At 64.1% G+C, this 21,260-nt stretch carries 15 protein-coding genes; 10 read left to right on the forward strand and 5 right to left on the reverse strand.

Features of this window, described 5'->3' with window-relative positions:
* Positions 1–34 precede the first annotated feature (34 nt).
* Positions 35–1,690 carry a methyl-accepting chemotaxis protein gene (locus BN1119_RS08085; RefSeq protein WP_041996311.1) on the forward strand — a complete coding sequence of 552 codons (1,656 nt, stop codon included), beginning with the start codon at positions 35–37 and terminating at the stop codon, positions 1,688–1,690.
* A gap of 225 nt (positions 1,691–1,915) precedes the next feature.
* The gene (locus tag BN1119_RS08090; protein ID WP_041996313.1) at positions 1,916–4,003 is read left to right on the forward strand and encodes a methyl-accepting chemotaxis protein; all 2,088 of its coding nucleotides are present in this window, start codon (positions 1,916–1,918) and stop codon (positions 4,001–4,003) included.
* A gap of 441 nt (positions 4,004–4,444) precedes the next feature.
* Here the strand turns inward: BN1119_RS08090 and BN1119_RS08095 are convergent, their stop codons facing one another.
* Positions 4,445–6,178 (reverse strand): formate--tetrahydrofolate ligase, encoded by a 1,734-nt coding sequence (locus BN1119_RS08095; RefSeq protein WP_041996315.1) that lies wholly within the window; start codon positions 6,176–6,178, stop codon positions 4,445–4,447.
* Between the two features lie 66 nt (positions 6,179–6,244).
* Between BN1119_RS08095 and BN1119_RS08100 the strand changes: the two genes are divergently transcribed.
* Positions 6,245–6,649: a hypothetical protein gene (locus BN1119_RS08100; RefSeq protein WP_041996317.1), complete on the forward strand. Its 405-nt coding sequence runs from the start codon at positions 6,245–6,247 to the stop codon at positions 6,647–6,649.
* Positions 6,650–6,875: 226 nt separating this feature from the next.
* Here the strand turns inward: BN1119_RS08100 and BN1119_RS08105 are convergent, their stop codons facing one another.
* Positions 6,876–7,781: a LysR family transcriptional regulator gene (locus tag BN1119_RS08105; RefSeq protein WP_041996319.1), complete on the reverse strand. Its 906-nt coding sequence runs from the start codon at positions 7,779–7,781 to the stop codon at positions 6,876–6,878.
* 108 nt (positions 7,782–7,889) lie between these two features.
* On the opposite strand from BN1119_RS08105, the gene BN1119_RS08110 reads away from it, so the two are divergent.
* The 4 genes from BN1119_RS08110 to BN1119_RS08125 all read left to right on the forward strand — a co-directional run bounded on the left by BN1119_RS08110 (position 7,890) and on the right by BN1119_RS08125 (position 10,959).
* Positions 7,890–8,450, forward strand: a complete 561-nt coding sequence (locus tag BN1119_RS08110) for a YceI family protein (RefSeq protein WP_041996322.1) — start codon at positions 7,890–7,892, stop codon at positions 8,448–8,450.
* Positions 8,450–9,187: a hypothetical protein gene (locus tag BN1119_RS08115; protein ID WP_041996325.1), complete on the forward strand. Its 738-nt coding sequence runs from the start codon at positions 8,450–8,452 to the stop codon at positions 9,185–9,187. The genes BN1119_RS08110 and BN1119_RS08115 overlap by 1 nt, the downstream gene beginning before the upstream one ends.
* Before the next feature lie 207 nt (positions 9,188–9,394).
* Positions 9,395–10,516: an adenosylhomocysteinase gene (locus BN1119_RS08120; protein WP_041996327.1), complete on the forward strand. Its 1,122-nt coding sequence runs from the start codon at positions 9,395–9,397 to the stop codon at positions 10,514–10,516.
* Between the two features lie 140 nt (positions 10,517–10,656).
* Positions 10,657–10,959, forward strand: a complete 303-nt coding sequence (locus tag BN1119_RS08125) for an Rdx family protein (protein WP_041996330.1) — start codon at positions 10,657–10,659, stop codon at positions 10,957–10,959.
* A 138-nt stretch (positions 10,960–11,097) separates the two neighbouring features.
* Here the strand turns inward: BN1119_RS08125 and BN1119_RS08130 are convergent, their stop codons facing one another.
* Entirely contained in the window at positions 11,098–12,810 is a 1,713-nt protein-coding gene (locus tag BN1119_RS08130) for a bifunctional ornithine lipid synthase OlsF (RefSeq protein ID WP_041996333.1), read from the reverse strand.
* Positions 12,811–13,787: 977 nt separating this feature from the next.
* On the opposite strand from BN1119_RS08130, the gene speA reads away from it, so the two are divergent.
* Entirely contained in the window at positions 13,788–15,692 is a 1,905-nt protein-coding gene (gene speA / locus BN1119_RS08135; protein ID WP_041996335.1) for a biosynthetic arginine decarboxylase, read from the forward strand.
* Between the two features lie 127 nt (positions 15,693–15,819).
* Here speA and BN1119_RS08140 read toward each other — a convergent pair whose 3' ends face one another.
* Complete coding sequence (locus tag BN1119_RS08140) at positions 15,820–17,880, reverse strand: putative bifunctional diguanylate cyclase/phosphodiesterase (RefSeq protein ID WP_041996602.1); 2,061 nt, start codon at positions 17,878–17,880, stop codon at positions 15,820–15,822.
* 408 nt (positions 17,881–18,288) lie between these two features.
* The gene (locus BN1119_RS08145; protein WP_244463701.1) at positions 18,289–18,966 is read right to left on the reverse strand and encodes an HNH endonuclease; all 678 of its coding nucleotides are present in this window, start codon (positions 18,964–18,966) and stop codon (positions 18,289–18,291) included.
* Between the two features lie 316 nt (positions 18,967–19,282).
* Between BN1119_RS08145 and BN1119_RS08150 the strand changes: the two genes are divergently transcribed.
* Positions 19,283–19,651 carry a VOC family protein gene (locus BN1119_RS08150; protein WP_041996342.1) on the forward strand — a complete coding sequence of 123 codons (369 nt, stop codon included), beginning with the start codon at positions 19,283–19,285 and terminating at the stop codon, positions 19,649–19,651.
* A gap of 448 nt (positions 19,652–20,099) precedes the next feature.
* Positions 20,100–21,104, forward strand: coding sequence for a 23S rRNA pseudouridine(2604) synthase RluF (gene rluF, locus BN1119_RS08155; protein ID WP_041996345.1), 1,005 nt, complete (start codon positions 20,100–20,102; stop codon positions 21,102–21,104).
* Positions 21,105–21,260 lie beyond the last annotated feature (156 nt).

A 21,260-nucleotide genomic window follows, 5' to 3' on the forward strand; every position in this document is an offset into this window, starting at 1 on the left:
GCGACATCTGTTTCCCCACCTTCCAGGACACACCATGAATACCAGTACCATGACCATTGGCAAGAAGCTCAGCGCCGGCTTTGCCCTGCTCGGCCTGATGATGGCCTTCGTCGGCGGCTTCTCACTGTTTGAATTCAGCAACATGAACCGGGCGGCCATCGGCTTCACCGACAGCATATTGCCCGCGGTCGTTCGCACCAGCGCCATCGGTGAGCGTGTCAATGAGTTGCGCCGCTATGAGCTGAATGTTTTCCTGGTGGCCAACGCCCCTCAGCAGCGGGCCCAGTACATCAGCATGAGGGAGCAGGCCTTCGGGCAGGTTGCCCAGCAACTGGCCCAGCATGACACCACCATCTGGGCGGAGGACGTGGCCGAGCGCCGCACCTTCGACACCGTCAAGGCCGATTGGGCCAGCTATGCGGCCATGTATCAGCGGATCAAGCAGTTGCAAGAGCAAGGTCAGCTGGATCAGGCCCAGCAGCTGGTCATGGGGGAGGGGTTCACCCTCTATAGCCGGCTGAGCAAGTCGGTGGCCGAGCTCATCCAGATCAACCACGGCTATGCCAAGGTATCGCGCAAGGAAGTGGTCGCGGCCTATGATTCCGCCAAGCTGAGCGTCACCCTGGCCCTGCTGGTCGGCCTGGCGCTGGTGGTGGGCCTCTCCGTGGTGTTGACCCGTCAGATCCGCGATCCCCTCATCATGCTGGCCCGTCAGGCCCAGCGCATCGCCAATGGCGAGCTGGGTCGCGGCGAGCTGCAGGAGTGGATCCGGGGTGGGCGTTTCAACCGCGACGAGCTGGGCCAGCTGGGGTCGGCCATCGACCGCATGCAGGGGTCGCTGGCGGACCTGGTGAGCGAGATAGCCGGCTCGGTGAGCCAGCTCAGCAGCGCGGTGGAGGAGGTGAGCGCCATCTCCGAGCAGTCCGCCAGCGGCATGGCCAGCCAGCAGAGTGAAGTGTCCCAGGTGGCCACCGCCATGAACGAGATGCAGTCCACCGTCAATGAGGTGGCTCGCAACACCACGGACGCCATGAGCGCCGCCAAGGATGCCTCCCGCACCTCGACCCAGGGCAACCAGGTGGTGCGCAGCGCCATCGGCAGCATAGAGCAGGTCTCCCGGCAGATAGAGCAGGCGGGGTCTGTGGTGTCGCAACTGGAAGCGGACAGCGCCAACATCAGCATGGTGCTGGACGTGATCCGCGGCATCGCCGAGCAGACCAACCTGCTGGCCCTCAATGCGGCCATCGAGGCGGCCCGGGCTGGCGAGCAGGGTCGCGGCTTTGCCGTGGTGGCGGACGAGGTGCGCAGCCTGGCCCAGCGCACCCAGGCTTCCACCGCCGAGATCAGCAAGATGATCGAGGTGTTGCAGGAGCGCACCGCCGAGGCCGGCAACGCCATGCAGCTGAGCCGTCAGCAGATGCAGGAGAGCGTCGGGCTGGCACGGGAAGCGGGGGACAGCATCGACAGCATCAACGGCGCCGTCACCGAGATCAGCGACATGAACACCCTGATCGCCACTGCCACCGAAGAGCAGAATGCGGTCACCGAGGAGCTCAACCGCAGCATAGTGAACATCCACAATGCCGCCGACGAGAACGCCCAGGGGGCCCAGCAGACCGCCCAGGCCTGTGTCGAGCTGAGCAAGCTGGCCAACAATCTGCACCAGATGACCCAGCGTTTCACCCTCTAAGCCTTGACCCATGGATGACACAAGGCCCCGCCCATCGGCGGGGTCTTGTGTTTGTGATCGCCCGCACCGCGCCTGTCTGCCCCTTCGCCTACCGGATGGGGGGATGACAGGCCAGATGTTCGAATTCGCTCACAAAGATTATCTTTTTTTCGAGCAATTGTTTTGGGTGCTTGACTCAACCCATTATTATCATTGGCTTTTATCCTTACAGGCGCCACGTTCGTTATGTTTCGTTCTATCAAGTATCAGGTGATGTTTTTTGCTGGCTGCATCCTGCTGGCCACCGTGCTCAGCGTCGTGGGGTTTGGTTACCTCTCCCTGGCCGGTATGCAGGAGAAGATCCAGCAGGAGAGCCACGACGCTGCCCGCCAGCAGGCCAGGCAGTGGCTGCTGACCCTGGCGGATGGGCAGGCGAGCGAGGTGGCGCGCTCCTTCGAGCTGGCGCTCGATGCCGGTGAAACCCTGGCGGCGCTGCTGGCGGGCAATGTCCATCAGCCAGCCCCCCTCGGCCGGGACGAGGTCACCGCCCTGCTCAAGGACATAGGGGATCGCAACCCGGATTTTCTCAGCATCTACAGTGGCTGGGAGGCAAATAGCTTCGACGGTCAGGATGCGCTCCATACCGGCAATGGCCGACATAGCCAGGCATCGGGCAACTTCGCCCCCTACTGGAGCCGCGGGCCGGCCGGTTTTGGTCTCAAACCCCTGGGGGACTTCTACAGCAAGACGCCGAGCGACAACGGGATCCGGGCCTCCGAGTGGTATCTCTGCCCCCAGGAGAGCAAGGCCAGCTGCGCGGTCGACCCCTCCGTCTACCAGGTCAACGGTCAGCCCACCCTGCTCACCTCCTTCGTGGTGCCTGTGCTGAACGGGGATCAATACCTCGGCATGGTGGGCATAGACTACTCCCTCAACTACCTGCAACGGCTGGCCGCCAACATCAGCCAGCGGGTGTTCGACGGCCAGGGCAGGGTGCGCATCATCAGCCCCATGGGCATCATAGCCGCCGACTCCCGCGATGGCGACGGGGTGGGGCAACGCTTGCAGGACTCGCCGTTGCTGGCGCAGCTGCAGCGCAGTGAAGCGGGCAGCGACGAGAGCGCCGATGGGCTGAGGGTCTTCGCCCCCATCCGCCTCAACAAGGTGAAGCAGGCCTGGGGGATCGCCATCGAGGTGCCGAACAGTGCCCTCTACGCCGACTATGAGCGGATGGCGCAGGCCCGTGCCGAGGCCTTTGGCAAGGGAGTCTGGACCCAGCTGATGGTGGGCATGCTGGTGGCGGGCGCCGGGCTGGCCGGGCTCGCCTTCGCGGCGGGGTCCATCTCCCGGCCGATGCAGCAGACGACTCGCATGGTGACGCGCCTCTCCAGCGCCGGAGGGGATCTGACCCAGCGGCTGACCCAGCACAGGCGCGACGAAACCGGGGTGCTGGCGGAGGGGATCAACCAGTTCGTCGCGACCGTGCAGGGCATAGTGACCGACACCGCCACCAGCGTGCACGAGTTGCAGCAGGCGGCGGCGAATTCGGCCCGCCAGGCCCAGCAGGGGCTGAGCAACAGCCAGCATCAGCTGGAGCAGGTGGAACAGGTGGCCACGGCCATCCATGAGATGTCATCGACCGCAGACTCTGTCTCCAGCAGTGCCCAGATCACGGCCCAGGCGGTGGATGAGACCCGCCATGCGGTGCACAAGGGACAGCAGGTGGTGAGCGCCTCGGCCAACGGCATCCGTCAGCTGAGTGCCCAGGTGAGCGAGGTGTCGGACAAGATCACCGCCTTGCAGCAGCAGGGGGTGCAGATTGGCAGCATCCTGGATGTGATCCGCACCATCTCGGAGCAGACCAACCTGCTGGCGCTCAACGCCGCCATCGAGGCCGCCCGGGCCGGCGAGCATGGTCGCGGTTTTGCCGTGGTGGCGGACGAGGTGCGCACCCTGGCCTCCAAGACCCGGGCCTCGACCCAGGAGATCCAGCAGATGATAGACAGGCTGCGGGACACCACGAGCGCCGCGGTCGACACCATGACCGAGGGTCGCCAGTTGAGCAGCCTGGCGCTGCGCGATGCCGAGCAGGCGGTGGGGGAGCTTGCGACCATAGTGCAGGCCGCCGACCGCATCCAGGACATGGCGACCCAGATTGCGAGCGCCGCCGAGCAGCAATCCAAGGTGAGCGAGGAGATAAACCAGAACGTCAGCAACATCCACGAGCTGGCGAGCGCCTCCACCCGGGTGGCCCGGGAGCAGGATGCCCAGAGTCAGCAGATGCACGCTCTGACCGAGACGGTCATGAGCAAGCTGGGGCGCTTCCACTACTGATGGCGTCCTGATACGCACCACAAGGCCCCGCCCATCGGCGGGGCCTTGCTGTTTCTGGCGATGTGGTGAATGGGGGCCGTCAGCTCAGGCCCACTATGTTGCCGTTGTCGCCGATGTCGATGTGGTGCGTCAGCTCAGGCCGACAATTTCTCCGTCATCGTCGATGTCGATATGGCGCTCAGGGAGGGCAAGCTGCCAGCCTGCGCGTCAGCTCAGGCCGACGATATTCCCCTCATCGTCGATGTCGATATGGCGCTCAGGGAGGGCAGACTGCCAGCCTGCGCGTCAGCTCAGGCCGACAATTTCGCCGTCATCGTCGATGTCGATATGGCGCTCAGGGAGGGCAGGCTGCCAGCCTGCGCGTCAGCTCAGGCCGACAACATTCCCCTCATCGTCGATGTCGATGTGGCGCTCAGGAAGGGTAGGCTGCCAGCCTGCGCGTCAGCTCAGGCCGATGACATTCCCCTCATCGTCGATGTCGATATGGCGGTAGGCCGGCAGGCTGCCCAGGCCCGGCATGGTCATGACGGGGCCCGCCAGGGCATAGACGAAGCCTGCCCCCGCGCAGAGCTTCACCTCCTCGATGGGCACCTCGAAGTCCGTCGGCACGCCCTTCCTGGCCGGGTCATGGCTCAGGGAGAGCGGCGTCTTGGCCATGCAGACGGGCAGGTGATCCCAGCCCTCTGCCGAGAGCCTGGCCAGTTGCTGGCGCGCCTTGTCCGAGAGGGTGACGCCACGGCCACCATAGCCGCACTCCACCAGGGTGGCGAGCTTGGCGGCAAGGCTCATCTCATCGGGGTAGAGCAGCCTGATCTCACTGGGCTGCTCGCAGGCCGCCACCACGGCGTGAGCCAGATCCGCCGCTCCCGCGCCACCGTCAGTGAAGGCCCGGGAGAGGGCGACCCCGCAGGCGCCGGCGGCCAGCGCCTCGCGGGCCAGCAGATCCAGCTCGGCCTGGCTGTCGGTGGCAAAGCGGTTGATGGCAACCACCACGGGCACCCCATAACGGCGGGCGTTGTGGATGTGCCAGGCGAGGTTGGCACACCCGGCTTTCAGGGTGGGCAGATCTTCCCCTTGCAGGCTGGCCGGCAACGGCTGGCCCGGCCTGATGTCCAGCAGGCCGCTGTTGGCCTTGAGGCCGCGCACCGTGGCCACCAGCACCACGCAGGCGGGGGCGAGGCCGGACTGGCGATACTTGATGTTGAAGTACTTCTCCAGCCCCATGTCGGAGCCGAACCCCGCCTCGGTCACCACATAGTCGGCAAGGCCGAGAGCCATGCGATCGGCGATGACGGAGGAGTTGCCGTGGGCGATGTTGGCAAAGGGGCCGGCGTGAACCAGCACAGGGGTCTGCTCCGTGGTCTGCATCAGGGTGGGCTTGAGGGCGTCCTTGAGCAGCACCGTCATGGCCCCCGCCACTTCCAGCTGCTCGGCGGTGACGGGTTGGCCGCGAAGGTCGAGGGCGAGCTGGATGCGGCCGATGCGGGCGCGCAAGTCTTTCAGATCGCTCGCCAGCGCCAGAATGGCCATCAGCTCGGAGGCGGCGGTGATGACGAAGCGATCGGGGCGCTCGACACCATCGGCGGGGCCCCCCTGGCCTAGGGTGAGATGACGCAGCGCCCGGTCGTTCATGTCCAGGGTGCGGGGCCAGAGGATATTGGCCGGGTCGATATCGAGGCGCACCAGGCCGGTGCTGGCGCTGAACCTGTCCCCGAGTTTGCGTTCATGGAACAGGCGGGCATCCAGGGCGGCAGAGGCCAGGTTGTGGGCCGCGCTGAGGGCGTGAAAATCCCCGGTGAGATGGAGGTTCATCTCCTCCATCGGCACCACCTGGGCCATGCCGCCCCCGGCGGCGCCCCCCTTGACCCCGAACACGGGGCCGAGACTCGGCTGGCGTATGGTGGCGATGCTGGACTGGCCTATGTGGTTGAGCCCCATGGAGAGGCCGATCGTGGTGACCGTCTTGCCCTCGCCAAGGGGGGTGGGGGTGATGGCGCTCACCAGCACCAGTTTGCCGGGCTCGCGGGCGGGGGCGTGATGGAGCAGCGCGAGGTCGAGTTTGCCCTTGTAATGGCCGTGGGGGTGGAGATGGGCGGCCTTGATGCCGAGCTGCCCTGCCACCTCGGCGATGGGCAGGCGGGGGGACTGGCGGGAGATCTCGATATCGCTTAGCATCAGCACCTCGTTGGCATGGACGTTTGACTATGCGACGGATTCTAGAGGAACCAAGAGGTCAGGCCAATGAGCAATAACATCTTATCCCGGGATCGGGTCCCCATGCAGGAGCCGGTCGCCTTCGACCTCAATGCCCTCTATCACCCTCCCAAACGGCCCCTCACCGCCCTTGGCATCGTCAGCGCCGTCATGCCGCTGTTCGGCTTTGGCTGGCAGGCGATGACGGCGGATCCCGAGGGGCACTTTCGCTTCGAGGTGGAGCGGCGCATCAATCGCAACCGCCGCGACGAGGCCAACCTGGTCCTGCTGCTGCAACTGGCCGCCCTGCACGACTGCGGCGCCCTGACGGTGACCCTGCCCTATCCCCTGGACGGGTCCCAGCTGGCGGAGATCCAGTCCCGGCTACCGCGCTGGCAGATCCAGTGCGATGGCACCCTGCTGCAGGCCCGCGCAGGGGCGGCGGTGCCCTAGCCTCCCATCATGGCTGCGGCCTGTCCCAGCACTGATGAGATATGTCCCAGTGCTGACGAGATATCTAGATGACGAGATGATGGGAGCCCTTCCCAGCATGGCTGTGGTCTGTCCCCGTTCTGGGGAGGTAGCAGGATGATGAGAGCCCTTCCGATCATGGCTGTGGTCTGTCCTTGTTCTGGCAAGGTGGTGAGATGATGGGAGTCCTTCCCATCATGACAGTGGTCTATGGGTGTGGTCTGTCCCAATAGTGGGGGGCGAGATAACGCTCCTGCACGAACTCGATGAAGCAGCGCACCTTGGCCGAGACGAAGCGGCGGTGCGGATAGAGGGCGTAGAGCCCCACCTCCCCCTTGTCCCATTGGGGCAGCAGTGACACCAGTTTCCCCTCCCGCAGCGCATCCCCCACGATGAAGGTGGGCTGCAATATGATGCCCTGATGGTCACAGGCGGCCCGGGTCAGGGCCACCCCGTTGTTGGCGCGAAGGGGCCCCTGGGGGCGCACGCTCACCTGCGCGCCAGCTCGCGTGAAGACCCAGTCCGGCTGGGTCAGGGTGTAGACGAGGCAGTCGTGCTCCTTGAGATCCTCCGGGGTCTGGGGGTTGCCCCTGCGTGCCAGGTACTCCGGGCTGGCGCACACCTCGAGCCGCATGCTGGCCAGGGGCTTGGCCACCAGGGAGGAGTCAGGCAGGTTGCCGATGCGCAGCGCCAGATCGAAGCCCTCTTCCACCAGGGCGACCCGCCGATCGCTGTACTCTATCTCCAGCTTGAGCTCGGGGAAGCGGGTGCGAAACAGCGGCAGGGCAGGGGAGAGGTGCAGGTAGCCAAAATCCATGGGCACCGACAGCTTGAGGGTGCCCTGGGGCTGCTGGTTGTTGCGGGTGAGCTGACTGTGGGTCTCCTCCAGCTCCGCCAGCAGGGCCTGGGAGCGCTGGTAGTAGAACTGGCCCGCCTCGGTGGGATTGACCTGGCGGGTGGTGCGTGACAGCAGCCGGGTGGAGAGGGACTCCTCCAGTTGCTGCATCAGCTTGGAGGTCATGGCGACCGAGATGCCGAGCTGGGCGGCGGCCCTGGTAAAACTCTGATGCTCTACCACCTTGATGAAGACGCGCATGGCGGCGATCTGATCCATATTCCACTCTCAGTTGATAATTATTTTAATAAATCACTGATTATCACTCTCTCATGGTGGGTTAGCATCTGACAATCCCCCATCACGTTACTCACGAAGGAACGATAAATGAAAATGACACCGCTTCTGCTGGCCTCCAGCCTGTTGATGACCATGCCGCTGATGGCCGCCGACTATGACGTGGATCCGGCACACACCACGGTGCAGTTCAAGGTGGGTCACCTTGGTTTCTCCGAGCTGGTGGGTCGTTTCAACACCTTCAGCGGCACCTTCTCCATGGACGATGCCAACCCTGCCGCCGCCAAGGCGAGCTTCGAGGTGGATGCCGCCAGCGTGGACTCCAACCACGAGGCCCGCGACAAGCACCTGCGCAGCCCGGATTTCCTCGACGTCAAGCAATACCCCAAGATGAGCTTCGTCAGCTCCGCCTATGAAGGCACCAAGGACAAGGGCGTGCTCAAGGGCACCCTGACCCTGCACGGCGTCACCAAGGACGTGGCCTTCGATCTGGTCAAGATAGGGGAAGGCAAGGATCCCTGGGGCGGCTACCGCAGCGGCTTCAACGCCACCACCACCATCAAGCGCAGCGACTTTGGCGTGAACTACATGTTGCCGGGCATTCCGGACGAGATGAGCATCAACCTGTTTGTCGAAGGTGTGCGCAAGTAATGGGCGCAGCACTCTTGCTACAAACCCTGGCGGCCCCTTTGGGGGCCGCTTTGCTGTCATGGCGCTGGCCACGACTGGGGTATCTTTGGGATGCCCTGGCGCTCTGGCTGGTGGGCTGCCTGGTCGGAGGCACTTATCTGCTGCCGGTCAAGGCGTGGCAGTGGCTGCCGCTGACCCTGCTGGTGGCGGCCATCGCCGCTCCCCTGGCCAACCGCTGGCTGGCCCTGGCACTCTTCGCCGGTCTCGGCGCCCTCATCTGGTGGCTGGGCTTTGCCACCCTGATCAGGGGCACGCCCGCGCTCTGGGGGGCGCTCGCGCTGGCCCTGAGCTGGCTGGGTTGGACCCAGGTGCGCGGTGACAGCCGGGAAGGGGTGGGGTTTGCCCTGGGCTTCATCTGGCTGGCCCTGGTGATCGGCATCGATGGCAGCCTGCTCATCGCCCAGCTGGCCGGTGCCCTGGCCGCCCTGGCCGGGTTTCGCGCCCTGCTTGGGGCCTTTGCCGGCGTGAGCGTCACCCCGGCAGCCCTGGCGCTGGCGCTTGCCTTCGTGCAGATGCTCGCCTGGCAATACGTGGAGGTGCCGCTGCTGGCCCTGCTGCCGGTCTGGTTGCTGCCGGCGCTGGAGTGGCGCCTGAGATCCCGCCCGCTGCCGGTGCGCTGGGGCGCGCTCATCGCGCTGGCCGCCCTCGGCACCGGCCTCAGTCTCTGGTTCGTCTGGCCCGAAGCCTCCCTCTATTGATGAAAAACCTATCAATGGGTTAGTGCATGTAAAACAATCAATTAACGGGCGCAGTGCCACCTGGCGCATACTTTTGCCCGATAAAGATTGAGCCTCAATCGCGTTTGGGCTACAAAGGTTCCATATCTCGTTTTTGGACACTTTCAGAACCCGGCCAGGCCGGGTTTCTGTTTGCCCGCGGTTTGCGGCGTGCTAAGGAGGCCACAGTTGCGCAGTCAAGGATCTGAGCATCTGTTTTTTCGCCATTTTACCCGGCAGGGCCCCATCGAGGGACTCTGCATTCTGCTTGTGACTCACTTGCTGCCCGATCGCCCCCATTTCATCCAGGCCCTGGCCCAGGTGGGGCGCATTGGCGCCATCCTGCCCAAGCCCAAGTCGGCCCATGGCGAGACCCTGGCCTGGGCCTGCCAGCACTTCCCCGTGCTGGAGCTCAATCGCCAGTGGAGCAACTGTCCCCAGCAGGTGGTCGCCAGGATTGCTCCCCTGGTGGCGGCCCATGAGCGCCTGGTCATCCTGGACATTGGTGGCTATTTTGCCCGCACCCAGGCCCAGCTCGCCGAGTGCTTCGGCCCCCGTTTTCTCGGGGTGGTGGAGATGACGGAGAACGGCCATCAGCGTTACGCCCTCGAGCCCCTGATGGCCCCCGTGCTGTCGGTGGCCCGCAGCCCCCTCAAGCAGGCGGAAGATATCCAGATAGGGCTGAGTGTGGTCTACTCTGCCGAGTCCCTGGCCCGCACCCTCAACCGCACCTTCAACGTCTGCCAGGCGGCCCTGTTCGGTTATGGCAAGGTGGGACGCAGCATCGCCCGCGAGCTCAGGTGCCGTAACCTGCATCTGGAGCTGGTGGAGACGGACGAGCTGCGCCAGGTGGAGGCCCTCTCCCACGGCTTCAAGCTGGTGGACAAGGCCCAGGCCCTGGCCCGGGCCGAGCTGGTGGTCTGCTCCACCGGCAACGGCTCCCTCAACCTCGAGGATCTGGCGGCGCTGCGCCCCGGCGCCATGCTCGCCTCCGTCACCTCGGCCGATGACGAGTTCGCCTTCAGCCTGGCCGAGCTGCCCTGGCCGAGCGAGGAGGTGTGCCCCCATGTACTGGCCCTGATCCGCCCCGATGGCAGCACCATCTTCCTGCTCAATCGCGGCGAGGCGGTCAATTTCGTCCATGGCGCCGTGATAGGAGAGTATGTCTACCTGGTGCTGGCGGAGATCATCGAGGGGATGCGGCTGCTGGCCGAATTCCCCATGGTGCACGGGCTGAGGGAGTTGCCGCCGGATCTGATGCGCACCATCGCCCGCCACTGGCTGGCCGACTTCCACGGCGTGACCCAGTGACGCGGGTTGGCAGGGCAAAAGGGACAGCGTTATCAACGGCCTGTTCCATGTTGGTAGTGAATGCTGGTAGTGAATGCCGGCAGTGAAGGATACATAGCGAACAGAGACCGCCAGGGGGCGGGCAAGAACGGAGCAACCCGATGAACACACAGACCATGGCCAAACCCAGGATAGAGATCCGTTACTGCACCCTGTGCCGCTGGATGCTGCGCGCCGCCTGGCTGGCCCAGGAACTGCTGTCGACCTTTGACAGCGATCTGGGCGAGGTGGCCCTGGTGCCCGCCAGCAAGGGGGAGTTTCGCATCCTGGTGGACGGTGTGCTGGTGTGGGACAGGGTGGCGGACGAGGGCTTCCCCGAGGCCAAGGAGATCAAGCAGCGGGTGCGCGATCTCATCGCCCCGGAGCGCGACCTCGGCCACTCGGATCGCAAGCCGGGCGAGTAACGCCTGATTGGCTGGGCGTGTCAAAAGGTGTCCAGCAATAATGCCTGATTGGCTGGGCGTCCTAAAGGTGTTCAGCAATAGCGAGAAAGCAGAGGGAGGCCATGGCCTCCCTCTGCTGTTTGTGTTGCGCCCGCAGGGCTATGGGTGCGGATCGGCCAGATGGCTGCTGATGTAGCGGGCCCGCTTGTGGGCTTTTATCCGGCTCACGTCCACCCACACCAGGCCGTCGATGCAGTGGTTGAAGTCGGGGTCTATGCCAAAGTCCATGAACTGGACGCCCCCCGGCTCGCACAGCTCGGAATACTGCTTGTAGAGGGTGGGGATGGCGCAGCCCAGGTTGCCGAGCCGGGACTTGAGCTCGGTGAGGGCGCGACCATAGTCGAGATCCGCGAAGTGGGGATCCGTGGCCGGATAGGGGCGACGGGAGGGGGCGAGGGGGGCGCCATCCGTCCCCTCCCGGGGGGCGAAGTGCTGACGGTAGAAGCTCACCAGCAAATCTCGCGCCTGGGGCGGCAGGCTGGCAGACAGTGACACCGGGCCGAACAGGTAGCGGTAGTGGGGATAGCGGGCCAGGTAGGCGCCGATGCCGAACCAGAGGTAGTCCAGGCCGCGCTTGCCCCAGTAGGCGGGCTGGATGAAGCTGCGGCCCAGCTCGATGGCCTGATCCAGCTGGGGCCTTAGCGCCGGGTCGAAGCCAAACAGGGTGTGGCTGTAGAGGCCGGCGAGCCCCTTGCTCGCCAGCATCTCCTGCACCGGGATGAAGCGGTAGGCCCCCACTATCTCGAGGCGGGCCGGATCCCAGAGCAGCAGGTGATAGTAGTCATCGTCATAGCCGTCCAGATCCCGGCGCTTGCCCGACCCTTCCCCCACAGCCCGAAACGCAATCTCCCGCAGGCGCCCCAGCTCGCGCAGTATCTCGGAGTGGCTCTGCTCGTGGCGACGATAGAGGTAGATCCCCTGGCCGTCCGGGGTGTGGCCGAGGGCCTCGCAGCCCTCCACCGCCTGCTTGAGCCGCACCCTGTCCCCCGGCAGGGCGATGGGGGCCTCCGTGGTGAGGCGGCCCGGCTTGCCGCGTCCGATGCGATAGAGGTGGGCGCGTACCAGTCTGGCCCCCTCCTTGGCTGGCAGGGCGCTGAAGGCGTGGGGCGGGATGCGCTGACCTATGGTGATGGTCATGCGCCCCCCTTGCTGGCGAAACAGCTGGCCGACCAGCAGGAGACCGGCCCAGGACTTGTTGAGCCAGGAGCCGAGGTAGAAACCCAGGCCGTTGCGCGCCCCCAGGTGGATCGGCACCAGCGGGGTCTGGGTGCGCCTGGCCAGCTTGAGAAAGCCTCCCTGCCAGGGACCATCCTTGATCCCCCTGGGCCCCAGGCGCGACACTTCCCCGGCCGGGAAGATGATGAGGGCCCCCTCCCTGGCCAGGTGTTCCCCCATGGCGAGGATGGCGCGCCTGTCGGTCTTGCCCCCCAGATTGTCCACCGGCAGCAGCAGGGGGCGCAGGGGGGCCAGGCCCGCTAGCAGCTGGTTGGCCACTATCTTGACGTCCGGGCGGATGCGGCCGAGCAGGCGCAGCAGCGCCAGGCCATCCAGGGAGCCGATGGGGTGGTTGGCCACCAGGATGACCCGCCCCTCGGCCGGTATGTTCTCGAGCTGGGCATCGCTGACCCGATAGTCGAAATCGAGCTGGCTGAGGGCCTGCTCGACGAAATCGAGCCCCTTGAGGTGGGGAAACTGGGCGGCAAAGGCCTGGAAGTCGCGCTCGCGCAGCAGCCATTTGAGGGCGCTGCGGGCCGGGCCCGGGAGCGTGAGGCGGGGAAAGTGCTGATGAAGTAGGCTGTCGACGCTGAACATGGCTGACTCCGGCTGTGGTTCTCCCCCCAGCATGGCCTCCTTCTGTTCCCGCCCCGTGGCAGGTCGATGACAGTTTGATGGCGATCGCAGGCGGGGGGGCTCTTTTGAGCTTGATTGCCGACAGCCCCTGTCCGCTGGCCGGCGCCGGGAAAAAAGGGGGGATCTGGCGTTGGGGAAAGAGCGCAAAAAGCCAGAGGCCGCCAGGGGAGGGGGACAGGGGCCAACCCCAGAGCTGGCTTGGTTGGCAGCGAGATCCACCCCATGGCAAAAAAGCGAAAATTTAACAGGATTTTTTATTGTCAGCCCGACGCCAAAGTGTGTAAACTCCGCGCCGATCCAAGGGGTCACCCTGAGCAGGCGAGGCCGCCAGTTCCCCTTGAGTTCGACCGCCTATAGGGCGAGGCATGCAGACACGACAGACACTGCAGGGATTGGATTTCTTTTATACCGGTTAGGTTCCGGTATCAGGGAGAACAGCAGACATAGCCATCTCCAGACGACCGAGTGGGCCCCCGGGCTCATCATCATCCCCTTGTCATGGGCGGTCGTGGATGGCGGTATCGGCTGCGGCATCTTGTCGTCATCTGTTCGCGTTTGCGATGGCGCCTCGTCCCTCTCTTCCTTGAAATTCCCCTCCCTGGGTGTAGTGACTGCGAGGCCATGATGAGCCGTGGCGTGGCTGATGCCGCGTGCCATCAAAGTACCGCGGTGCTCTGACCCAGCACCGCATACCGTTGAGCTTGATGTAAAGCCACAAGCCCCACATCAAGACTCGTTACTTCCCAAGATCCACCAGGCAGCCTTGGCTTGCCGCGATGTGCAATAGAGGATCCGGGGGCGCATGAAGGTCACCGTCATGGTCAAGCATGATGGGACCCCAGACCGCCACCCGCTGGTCAGACTCTGCGATCGATGGTCTGGATGTGATTGAGGGTAACGAAGGCGGCCCCCGGCCGCTCATTTGCGAGGCATAGCCCATGACTAACTGGTCCAGCAAGGACTCCTTGAAGGTGTACAACGTTCCCTACTGGGGTGCGGGTTTCTTCAATATCAACGACGCCGGTCACGTGACGGTATCGCCCGATAAATCTCGCCCCGAGGCGCAGATCGTCTTGTCTGACGCCATCGAACAACTGCGTCAGTCCGGGCTCACCACGCCCGTGCTGCTCCGTTTCCCCGACATCCTCAAGAGCCGGGTGGATGCCCTGTTCAACGCCTTCGGTCAGGCCATAGAAAAGTCAGGCTATGAGGGGGACTACCTGTGCGTTTACCCGATCAAGGTGAACCAGCAGCGCCGCGTCATCGAAACCATCAGCCAGTCCTACAGCGACAAGCCCCGTCTGGGCCTGGAAGCGGGCTCCAAGCCAGAACTGCTGGCGGTCCTCTCCCATCATCACGATCGCGGCTCCGTCATCGTCTGCAACGGCTACAAAGACCGTGAGTACGTGCGTCACGCCCTGCTTGGCAACCTGATGGGCCACAAGGTCTACATAGTGGTCGAGAAGCCCTCCGAGCTGGAGCTGGTGCTCGACGAGGCCAAGCGCCTCAACATCAAGCCCAATATCGGGGTGCGCGCCCGTCTCGCCTCCACCGGCTCCGGCATGTGGGAATCGAGCGGTGGCGCCATGTCCAAGTTCGGCCTCTCCGCCTCCCAGATCCTGGCCCTGGTGGAGCGTCTGCGCGGCCTGGGTCAGCTGGACTGCCTGCAACTGCTGCACTTCCACCTGGGTTCCCAGATAGCCAACATCCGCGACATCCAGGGTGGCATCCGCGAGTGCGGCCGCTTCTACGCCGAGCTGCGTCGCCTGGGCGCCAACGTCGACGTGGTCGATGTGGGCGGCGGCCTGGGGGTGGACTATGAAGGGACTCGCTCCCAGAGCCACTGCTCCGCCAACTACAGCCTGTCCGAGTACGCCAACAACGTGGTGTGGGGCATCGGCGATGTCTGCCGCGAGTTCGACCTGCCGCACCCGACCATCATCAGCGAGTCCGGCCGCGCCCTGACCGCTCACCACGCCGTGCTGGTCACCAACATCATTGGTGCCGAAGGGGCCCAGATGAGCGAGGTGCATGCACCGGATGAGGACGCGCCGACCCTGTTGCAGAACATGTGGAAAGGCTGGCTCGAGCTCAACAACGAGGAAGACCCCTCCCTGCTGGAGCTGTTCCATGACTCCCTGGCCGACCTGACCGACGTCAACGCCCAGTACACCATGGGTCTGCTCAACCTGGAGCAGCGTGCCTGGGCCGAGAGCCTGCACCAGAACACCTGCCTCACCCTGAAAGAGAAGCTCAACCCCATCAACCGCAGCCACCGCGCCCTGGCCGATGACCTGAACGAGAAGCTGGCGGACAAGTGTTTCGCCAACTTCTCCCTGTTCCAGTCTCTGCCCGATGCCTGGGGCATAGGTCAGGTGTTCCCGGTGATGCCGCTTGCCGGCCTCGAGCGTCCGCTCACCCGCCGCGGCATCCTGATGGACATCACCTGTGACTCCGACGGTCAGGTGGAGCACTACGTCGATGGTCTGGGGGTCGAGAGCACCCTGCCGATGCCGGAGTATGGCGAGCACGAAGAGTGCCACGTCGGCTTCTTCCTGGTGGGGGCCTATCAGGAGATCCTCGGCGATCTGCACAACCTGTTTGGCGACACCCACTGCGCGGAAGTCTGGCTGGACGAGGAAGGCAAGATGGACATTCGCAACGTGGTGCGCGGCGACACCGTCGACCAGCTGCTGCGTTACGTCAACATCGACCCCTCGGTGATCCGCGAGAGCTATCAGCGCATCGTCTCCCATCCGGCCCTGGACGACGAGACCCGCAAGGCCCTGCTCGACGAGCTGGAGCTGGGTCTGCAAGGCTATGCCTACCTGGAAGAGGAATAAGCTCACCCCTTGTTCCCCGTCTGTGGCATCGCCAGGACGACAGTGAAAAAAACGGCGCCTTCGGGCGCCGTTTTTCATGGGCGTGGTACATGGGAAAGTGGCCGCAAGCGCGGGCGCCCCTGACCGGTCAGGCGCTTCGCGTCTGGTGGCAGTGGGCCAGCAGTTGCTCCCCCGTCATGGGGCGCCCCAGCAGATAGCCCTGCAGGGTGTCGCAGCCGAGCTGGGTGAGCAGGGTGCGCTGCGCCTGGGTCTCCACCCCTTCGGCCACGATGCGCATCCCCAGGGCCTGACCCAGGGCGATGATGGCGGCGATGATGGTGGCATCGTCCCCGTCTTGCGCCAGGGTGGCGACGAAGCCCCTGTCTATCTTGAGCTCGTTGGCGGGGAAGCGCTTGAGGTAGAGCAGGCTGGAGTAGCCGGTGCCGAAGTCGTCGATGGAGATGCCGAGCCCGAGCTCGGCCAGGCGATTGAGGATGGCCAGGCTCTCCTCGGCGTTCTCCATGGCGGTGGATTCGGTGATCTCCAGGGTGAGGTGGCGGGCCTCCAGCCGGTGACGGGAGAGGGCGCCCTGCACCTCCTCCAGCAATCCGGGGCTCGCCAGCTGTATGGTGGAGAGGTTCACCGCCACGCTCCAGTCGTCATGACCCGCCGCGCGCCAGGCGCTCATCTGGCGGCAGGCCTCGTCGATGACCCAGTTGCCGATGGGGATGATGAGCCGGCTCTTCTCCGCCAGGGGCAGGAAGCTGGCCGGGGAGATGGCCCCATGCTCCGGGTGCTGCCAGCGCAGCAGCGCCTCGGCACCGACCGCCTGGCCGCTGCGGGCGTCGTATTTGGGTTGGTAGTGCAGGGCCAGCTCCCCTCGCTCCAGGGCGTGTTGCAGCGCCTTTTGCAGCAGGAACTGCTGGTGGGCGTTGGCATTCATGGCGCTGTCGAAGTAGTAGTAGTCGTTGCGCCCCCGCTCCTTGGCGTAATACATGGCGGCATCGGCGTTGAGGGTGAGCTCGTGCAGGCTGGTACCATCCTGGGGATAGACGGCGATGCCGATGCTGGCGGTGATGTGCAGGCTGTGATGCTCCCACTCATAGGGCTGGGCCAGGGCGGCCAGCAGCCGCTCGGCGAAGGCCGTGGTCTGGCTCACATCCCCCGGCGCCAGGGCCAGCACGAACTCGTCGCCGCCAAAGCGCGAGGCGGTGTCGCTCCCGCCGAGCAAGCCGGTGATGCGCGCCGCCACCTCGGTCAGCAGCAGGTCTCCCGTGTGGTGGCCGTGGGCATCGTTGATGATCTTGAAGCCGTCGAGATCGAGAAACAGCAGGGCGAAGCTGCGCTGGCTGTGCTGGCACTCCTGGATGCGCTGCTCCAGCCGGTCGGCGAACAGCAGCCGGTTCGGCAGCCGGGTCAGGCTGTCATGGAGCGCCAGCTTGAGCAGCTCGTCGTGGGCCTGATGCAGGGAGGTGGAGAGGCGGGCGGCGTGGGCATCCAGCATGGAGAGCACCAGGGCGATGGCGAACACCGCCAGGGTCACTATGATGATGACGGTCGCCAGCCACTGGACATTGAGCCCGGTATAGAGGGCGCCGCACAGGCTCCCCTCGGGGAACTGGGCCGCCGCCATGCCGGTGTAGTGCATGCCGATGATGGCCCCCCCCATCACCAGGGAGGCGATGGCCTTGCGAAAGAAGGCGCGGGGCGTGCTGTTGCGCAGGCGAAATGCAATCCAGAGGGCGGCGCCCGAGGCGAGCACGGCGATGAGGATGGAGAGCACGAAGAGGCCGCGATCGTAATGAATGCCCGGGGTTATCTTCATGGCCGCCATGCCGATGTAGTGCATGGTGGCGATGCCGGCCCCCATCAGCAGGGCGCCCCCCGCTATGTGGTGCCAGGGCAGCTGGGGGCGGCTCACCAGCCAGAGTGCGAAGGCCGACGAGCCGATGGCCGCTATCAGGGAGAGGCCGGTGAGGGTCAGATCGTAACCGAGCGCGATGGGCAGGTTGAAGGCGAGCATGCCGATAAAATGCATGGACCAGATGCCGAGCCCCATGGCGAAGGCGCCCCCCGCCAGCCAAAGGGCGGCGGCCTGTCCCTGGCTCTGGCTCACCCGGCTGGTCATATTCAGCGCCGTGTAGGAGGCGAGCACCGCCACCAGGATGGAGAAAAACACCAGATCCTGGCTGTAATAACTGTCAAGCATGGGGTGGGTCGCGGTCACTGTCACTCACTCTGGGATGGATAACGGCCTGAGCCTTGGCCGGGCTAGCGGGGAAGATCGGGCTGTGGATTGTACACCAGAGGCGCCCGAAACCGGCCAGCAATACGTGCCGAAATGAGCCCTGGATCAGAGTAAACACCCTGAATTCCCCCCTTGCTGACAGAGCCCTTTTGCGCCTTGTCGCAAGGCGGGTTCCAAATTTTCCCGCTTGAAAAGCAGGGGTATAGGTAGCTGGGTGCCACGCCATCCCTCAGCATGATGTGGTTGGAGGTCAGGGGGCCGTCGCATCCATGCCATCCACCGAGGGGAGGAGAGGGAAAGGCGGGAGCAGGCATCCCAAACACAGATCGCCATGGGCGAGCTGTGTGGGGAGCAAGGCGTCAGGCTTCCTTACTCTCTGATGAGTCTGGGGAGCTTTTGGTAAAGCGCGTCTCGGCGCGCTTCTTTGTTGGCGCCATAGTGCAGCTCGCGGTGGCAGTTGGGGCACAGAGCGACCGTGTTGCCGACGGTATCCGAGCCGCCTTCCGCCAAGGTGCGCAGATGATGCACCTCGAGAAAGGGTTCCCCGGTCGCCGTGTTAAAGGGGGCTTGCTCATCACAACACTCACATTTCGCAGCTGCGGTCACTAACACCCAGGCTTTGACCTGGGGATCCCTCGCATAACTTATCGTGCTGGCATAACGCTGCGCTGGCTCCTGTGTCCCAAGAGGAAGAGGGCGCATGGACTTCGCCTTATATTGGATGACCTGATGCTCGAACACGGCATGCCCCATATAAGGTTGGCCATCCAGCTCGCAGATCAGGCGCTCTATGATGGGCACATGCTGCTGACCAACATGTTTGGCGGGTTTTAAGCCAGAGACCCAAGCCCTGCCCATCAAGACGCAGACGTAAGAGATGTTTTGCATCCGATATTCAAATGATTTTTCGGAGCGTGTGAATCGTGTCGCTAGTTCAGCGTAATAGTGTTTCTTAACAAAGGGGATGCCATCCAGCGTCTTGTTGTGCATATCCAGATAGGCGGCCACCGTTGCCTTTAACTCTTCTTCCGTCCATGTCTTGCGCAAAGCCGACCCTCGCGTCCGATAGCCATCCCTATGCCGCTTCAGGAATTAAGGATGGTTTCATCCGAGTTGCATTTGATGGTGCGCATCTTAATCCAATCGACACCATCCTTCAGCCGAAAAATTGAGGAACCTGCGCATCATCAATGTATTTATGTAAATAAATCATGCCCTTGGTATTTGCTTACTCCTAACGGGCGACACAAAAGCGAGCAAGGAGATGGGGGTCTACGAGACAGGGGCTTTGCGGGCCAAGGCACAGTCTCTGTCAAGGGGACTGGCTATGATGGTGCGGCAGTCACCATGACAGGGAGCGAGCATGATCAGCCATATCGACCATCTGGTATTGACGGTGAGCGACATAGAGCGGGCGGTGGGATTTTACAGCGGCGCCTTCAAGATGGAGCCCATCACCTTCGGGGCGGGGCGCCGGGCGCTGCGCTTTGGCAACCAGAAGATCAATCTGCAATTGCTGGGGGAGGAGCCGCGCAACCGGGCGCAGGTGGGTTCGGGGGATCTCTGCCTCATCACCCGCTGGCCCCTGGATCAGGTGATGGCCCAGCTGGCGAGCCAGGGGGTGGAGATAGTGGAGGGGCCTGTGACGAAAAGCGGGGCCTGCGGCCCCATCGAATCTGTCTATTGCCTCGACCCGGATCAGAACCTCATCGAGATCAGCCGCTATCCCTGAGTACAGCCGCCAGGGGGCGGATGGCTCAGGCGGGTGTTAGCACTGACAAGAAGGAGCCAGACCATCTGCGCAAGGGGGCGAAAAGTGCCTCTCAGACGACCCTGGCCTGAGTGGTCAACAACAGCAGTGGTCAACAGCAACGACAGCCGGGGATCGTCGTTGTTGCGTTGACGCCGGGCCCGGTGGCAACCAGCAGCGCCCTTTCACTGAGGGCAAGGTTCCTGCACACGCGCCAGGGCAAGGGATGGCGCAATGTGCTACTGTAGCGGCGCTTTTGGTGATGAGCGTGAAAGCCTTGTCCCTTTGAGATGACCTTTTTGCCGATGCTTTTGGTAGATACTTTTTGTAGATGCTTTTTGTAGATGGAACCGTATGCAGACTAACCCGACCATGATCTGGCTGACTCAGCCGAGACACCTTTTGAACGCTATGACCCGGCAGGTGACCCATGCTGGCCGATGAATCCATGCGTCTGAACAAATACATCAGCGAGAGCGGTATCTGCTCCCGGCGCGAGGCCGATCGCTTCATCGAGCAGGGCCATGTCTATATCAACGGCAAGCGGGCCGAGGTGGGAGATCAGGTGTTTGCCGGGGATCTGGTCAAGGTCAACGGTCAGGTGATAGAGGCGCGCGAAGCCGACAGCCTGGTCTTCATCGCCCTCAACAAGCCGGTGGGCATCGTCAGCACCACGGAGGCGGCGGAGAAGGACAACATCGTCGACTTCGTCAATCACAGTACCCGCATCTTCCCCATAGGGCGCCTCGACAAGGACTCCCAGGGGCTCATCTTCCTCACCAACCACGGGGATCTGGTGAACAAGATCCTGCGGGCGGGCAACGATCACGAGAAAGAGTACCTGGTGACCGTGGACAAGCCGGTGACCGACGAGTTCGTTCGGGGCATGGCGGCCGGGGTGCCCATCCTCGGCACCGTCACCAAGAAGTGCAAGGTGAAAAAAGAGGCCCCCTTCGTGTTTCGCATCACCCTGGTGCAGGGGCTCAACCGCCAGATCCGTCGCATGTGCGAGCACTTCGGCTTCGAGGTGACCAAGCTCGAGCGCATTCGCATCATGAACGTCAGCCTCAAGGGGTTGCCGGTGGGGGAGTGGCGCGATCTCACCGACGACGAGCTGATCGAGCTGTTCAAGCTCATTGAAGACTCCTCCTCCGAGGTGAAACCGGCCAAGGGGGAGAAGACCCCGGCGACGCAAACCGCCAAACCGGCCCAGGGCAAGAAGCCACGCCGCAGCGACGATCACGAGATTGGCGGGCGCCCCAATGTGCCGGGCCCCGAGGCCTTCGAGAAGAAGAGCCCCGCAGGCAAGGGAGGGGCGGGCAAAGGGACCGCCAGCAAAGGGGGAGCAGGTAAAAGCGCGCCCGGCAAGGGGGGCAAACCCGCCCCGGGCAAACCGCGGCCAGGGCAGGGCGGGCGCCAGAAGAAGGGGCGCTGAGCGCAAGATCTTCCTCCATCTTGATGAACAACACCGGCCAAGGCCGGTGTTGTGCTTTCTGGCTCCTAAGGACTGTGCTCGCCGGATCAGGCAGGCTTGCTGCCTGTCGTCTGCACAGCCATGGCCTGCTCCGGGGGCAGACCCATGGCCCTTGGG

This window comes from Aeromonas bivalvium (assembly GCF_000819765.1).
Lineage (GTDB): Bacteria > Pseudomonadota > Gammaproteobacteria > Enterobacterales > Aeromonadaceae > Aeromonas > Aeromonas bivalvium.

What these genes read in the sequence shown, in the direction of transcription:
- BN1119_RS08110 (WP_041996322.1), top strand. Translation starts at nt 7,890, where the DNA reads ATGAAAATGACACCGCTTCTGCTGGCCTCCAGCCTGTTGATGACCATG.
- speA (WP_041996335.1), top strand. Translation starts at nt 13,788, where the DNA reads ATGACTAACTGGTCCAGCAAGGACTCCTTGAAGGTGTACAACGTTCCC.
- BN1119_RS08130 (WP_041996333.1), bottom strand. Translation starts at nt 12,810, where the DNA reads ATGTTCAGCGTCGACAGCCTACTTCATCAGCACTTTCCCCGCCTCACG.
- BN1119_RS08085 (WP_041996311.1), top strand. Translation starts at nt 35, where the DNA reads ATGAATACCAGTACCATGACCATTGGCAAGAAGCTCAGCGCCGGCTTT.
- BN1119_RS08095 (WP_041996315.1), bottom strand. Translation starts at nt 6,178, where the DNA reads ATGCTAAGCGATATCGAGATCTCCCGCCAGTCCCCCCGCCTGCCCATC.
- BN1119_RS08140 (WP_041996602.1), bottom strand. Translation starts at nt 17,880, where the DNA reads ATGCTTGACAGTTATTACAGCCAGGATCTGGTGTTTTTCTCCATCCTG.
- BN1119_RS08115 (WP_041996325.1), top strand. Translation starts at nt 8,450, where the DNA reads ATGGGCGCAGCACTCTTGCTACAAACCCTGGCGGCCCCTTTGGGGGCC.
- BN1119_RS08105 (WP_041996319.1), bottom strand. Translation starts at nt 7,781, where the DNA reads ATGGATCAGATCGCCGCCATGCGCGTCTTCATCAAGGTGGTAGAGCAT.
- BN1119_RS08090 (WP_041996313.1), top strand. Translation starts at nt 1,916, where the DNA reads ATGTTTCGTTCTATCAAGTATCAGGTGATGTTTTTTGCTGGCTGCATC.
- rluF (WP_041996345.1), top strand. Translation starts at nt 20,100, where the DNA reads ATGCTGGCCGATGAATCCATGCGTCTGAACAAATACATCAGCGAGAGC.
- BN1119_RS08125 (WP_041996330.1), top strand. Translation starts at nt 10,657, where the DNA reads ATGAACACACAGACCATGGCCAAACCCAGGATAGAGATCCGTTACTGC.
- BN1119_RS08100 (WP_041996317.1), top strand. Translation starts at nt 6,245, where the DNA reads ATGAGCAATAACATCTTATCCCGGGATCGGGTCCCCATGCAGGAGCCG.
- BN1119_RS08150 (WP_041996342.1), top strand. Translation starts at nt 19,283, where the DNA reads ATGATCAGCCATATCGACCATCTGGTATTGACGGTGAGCGACATAGAG.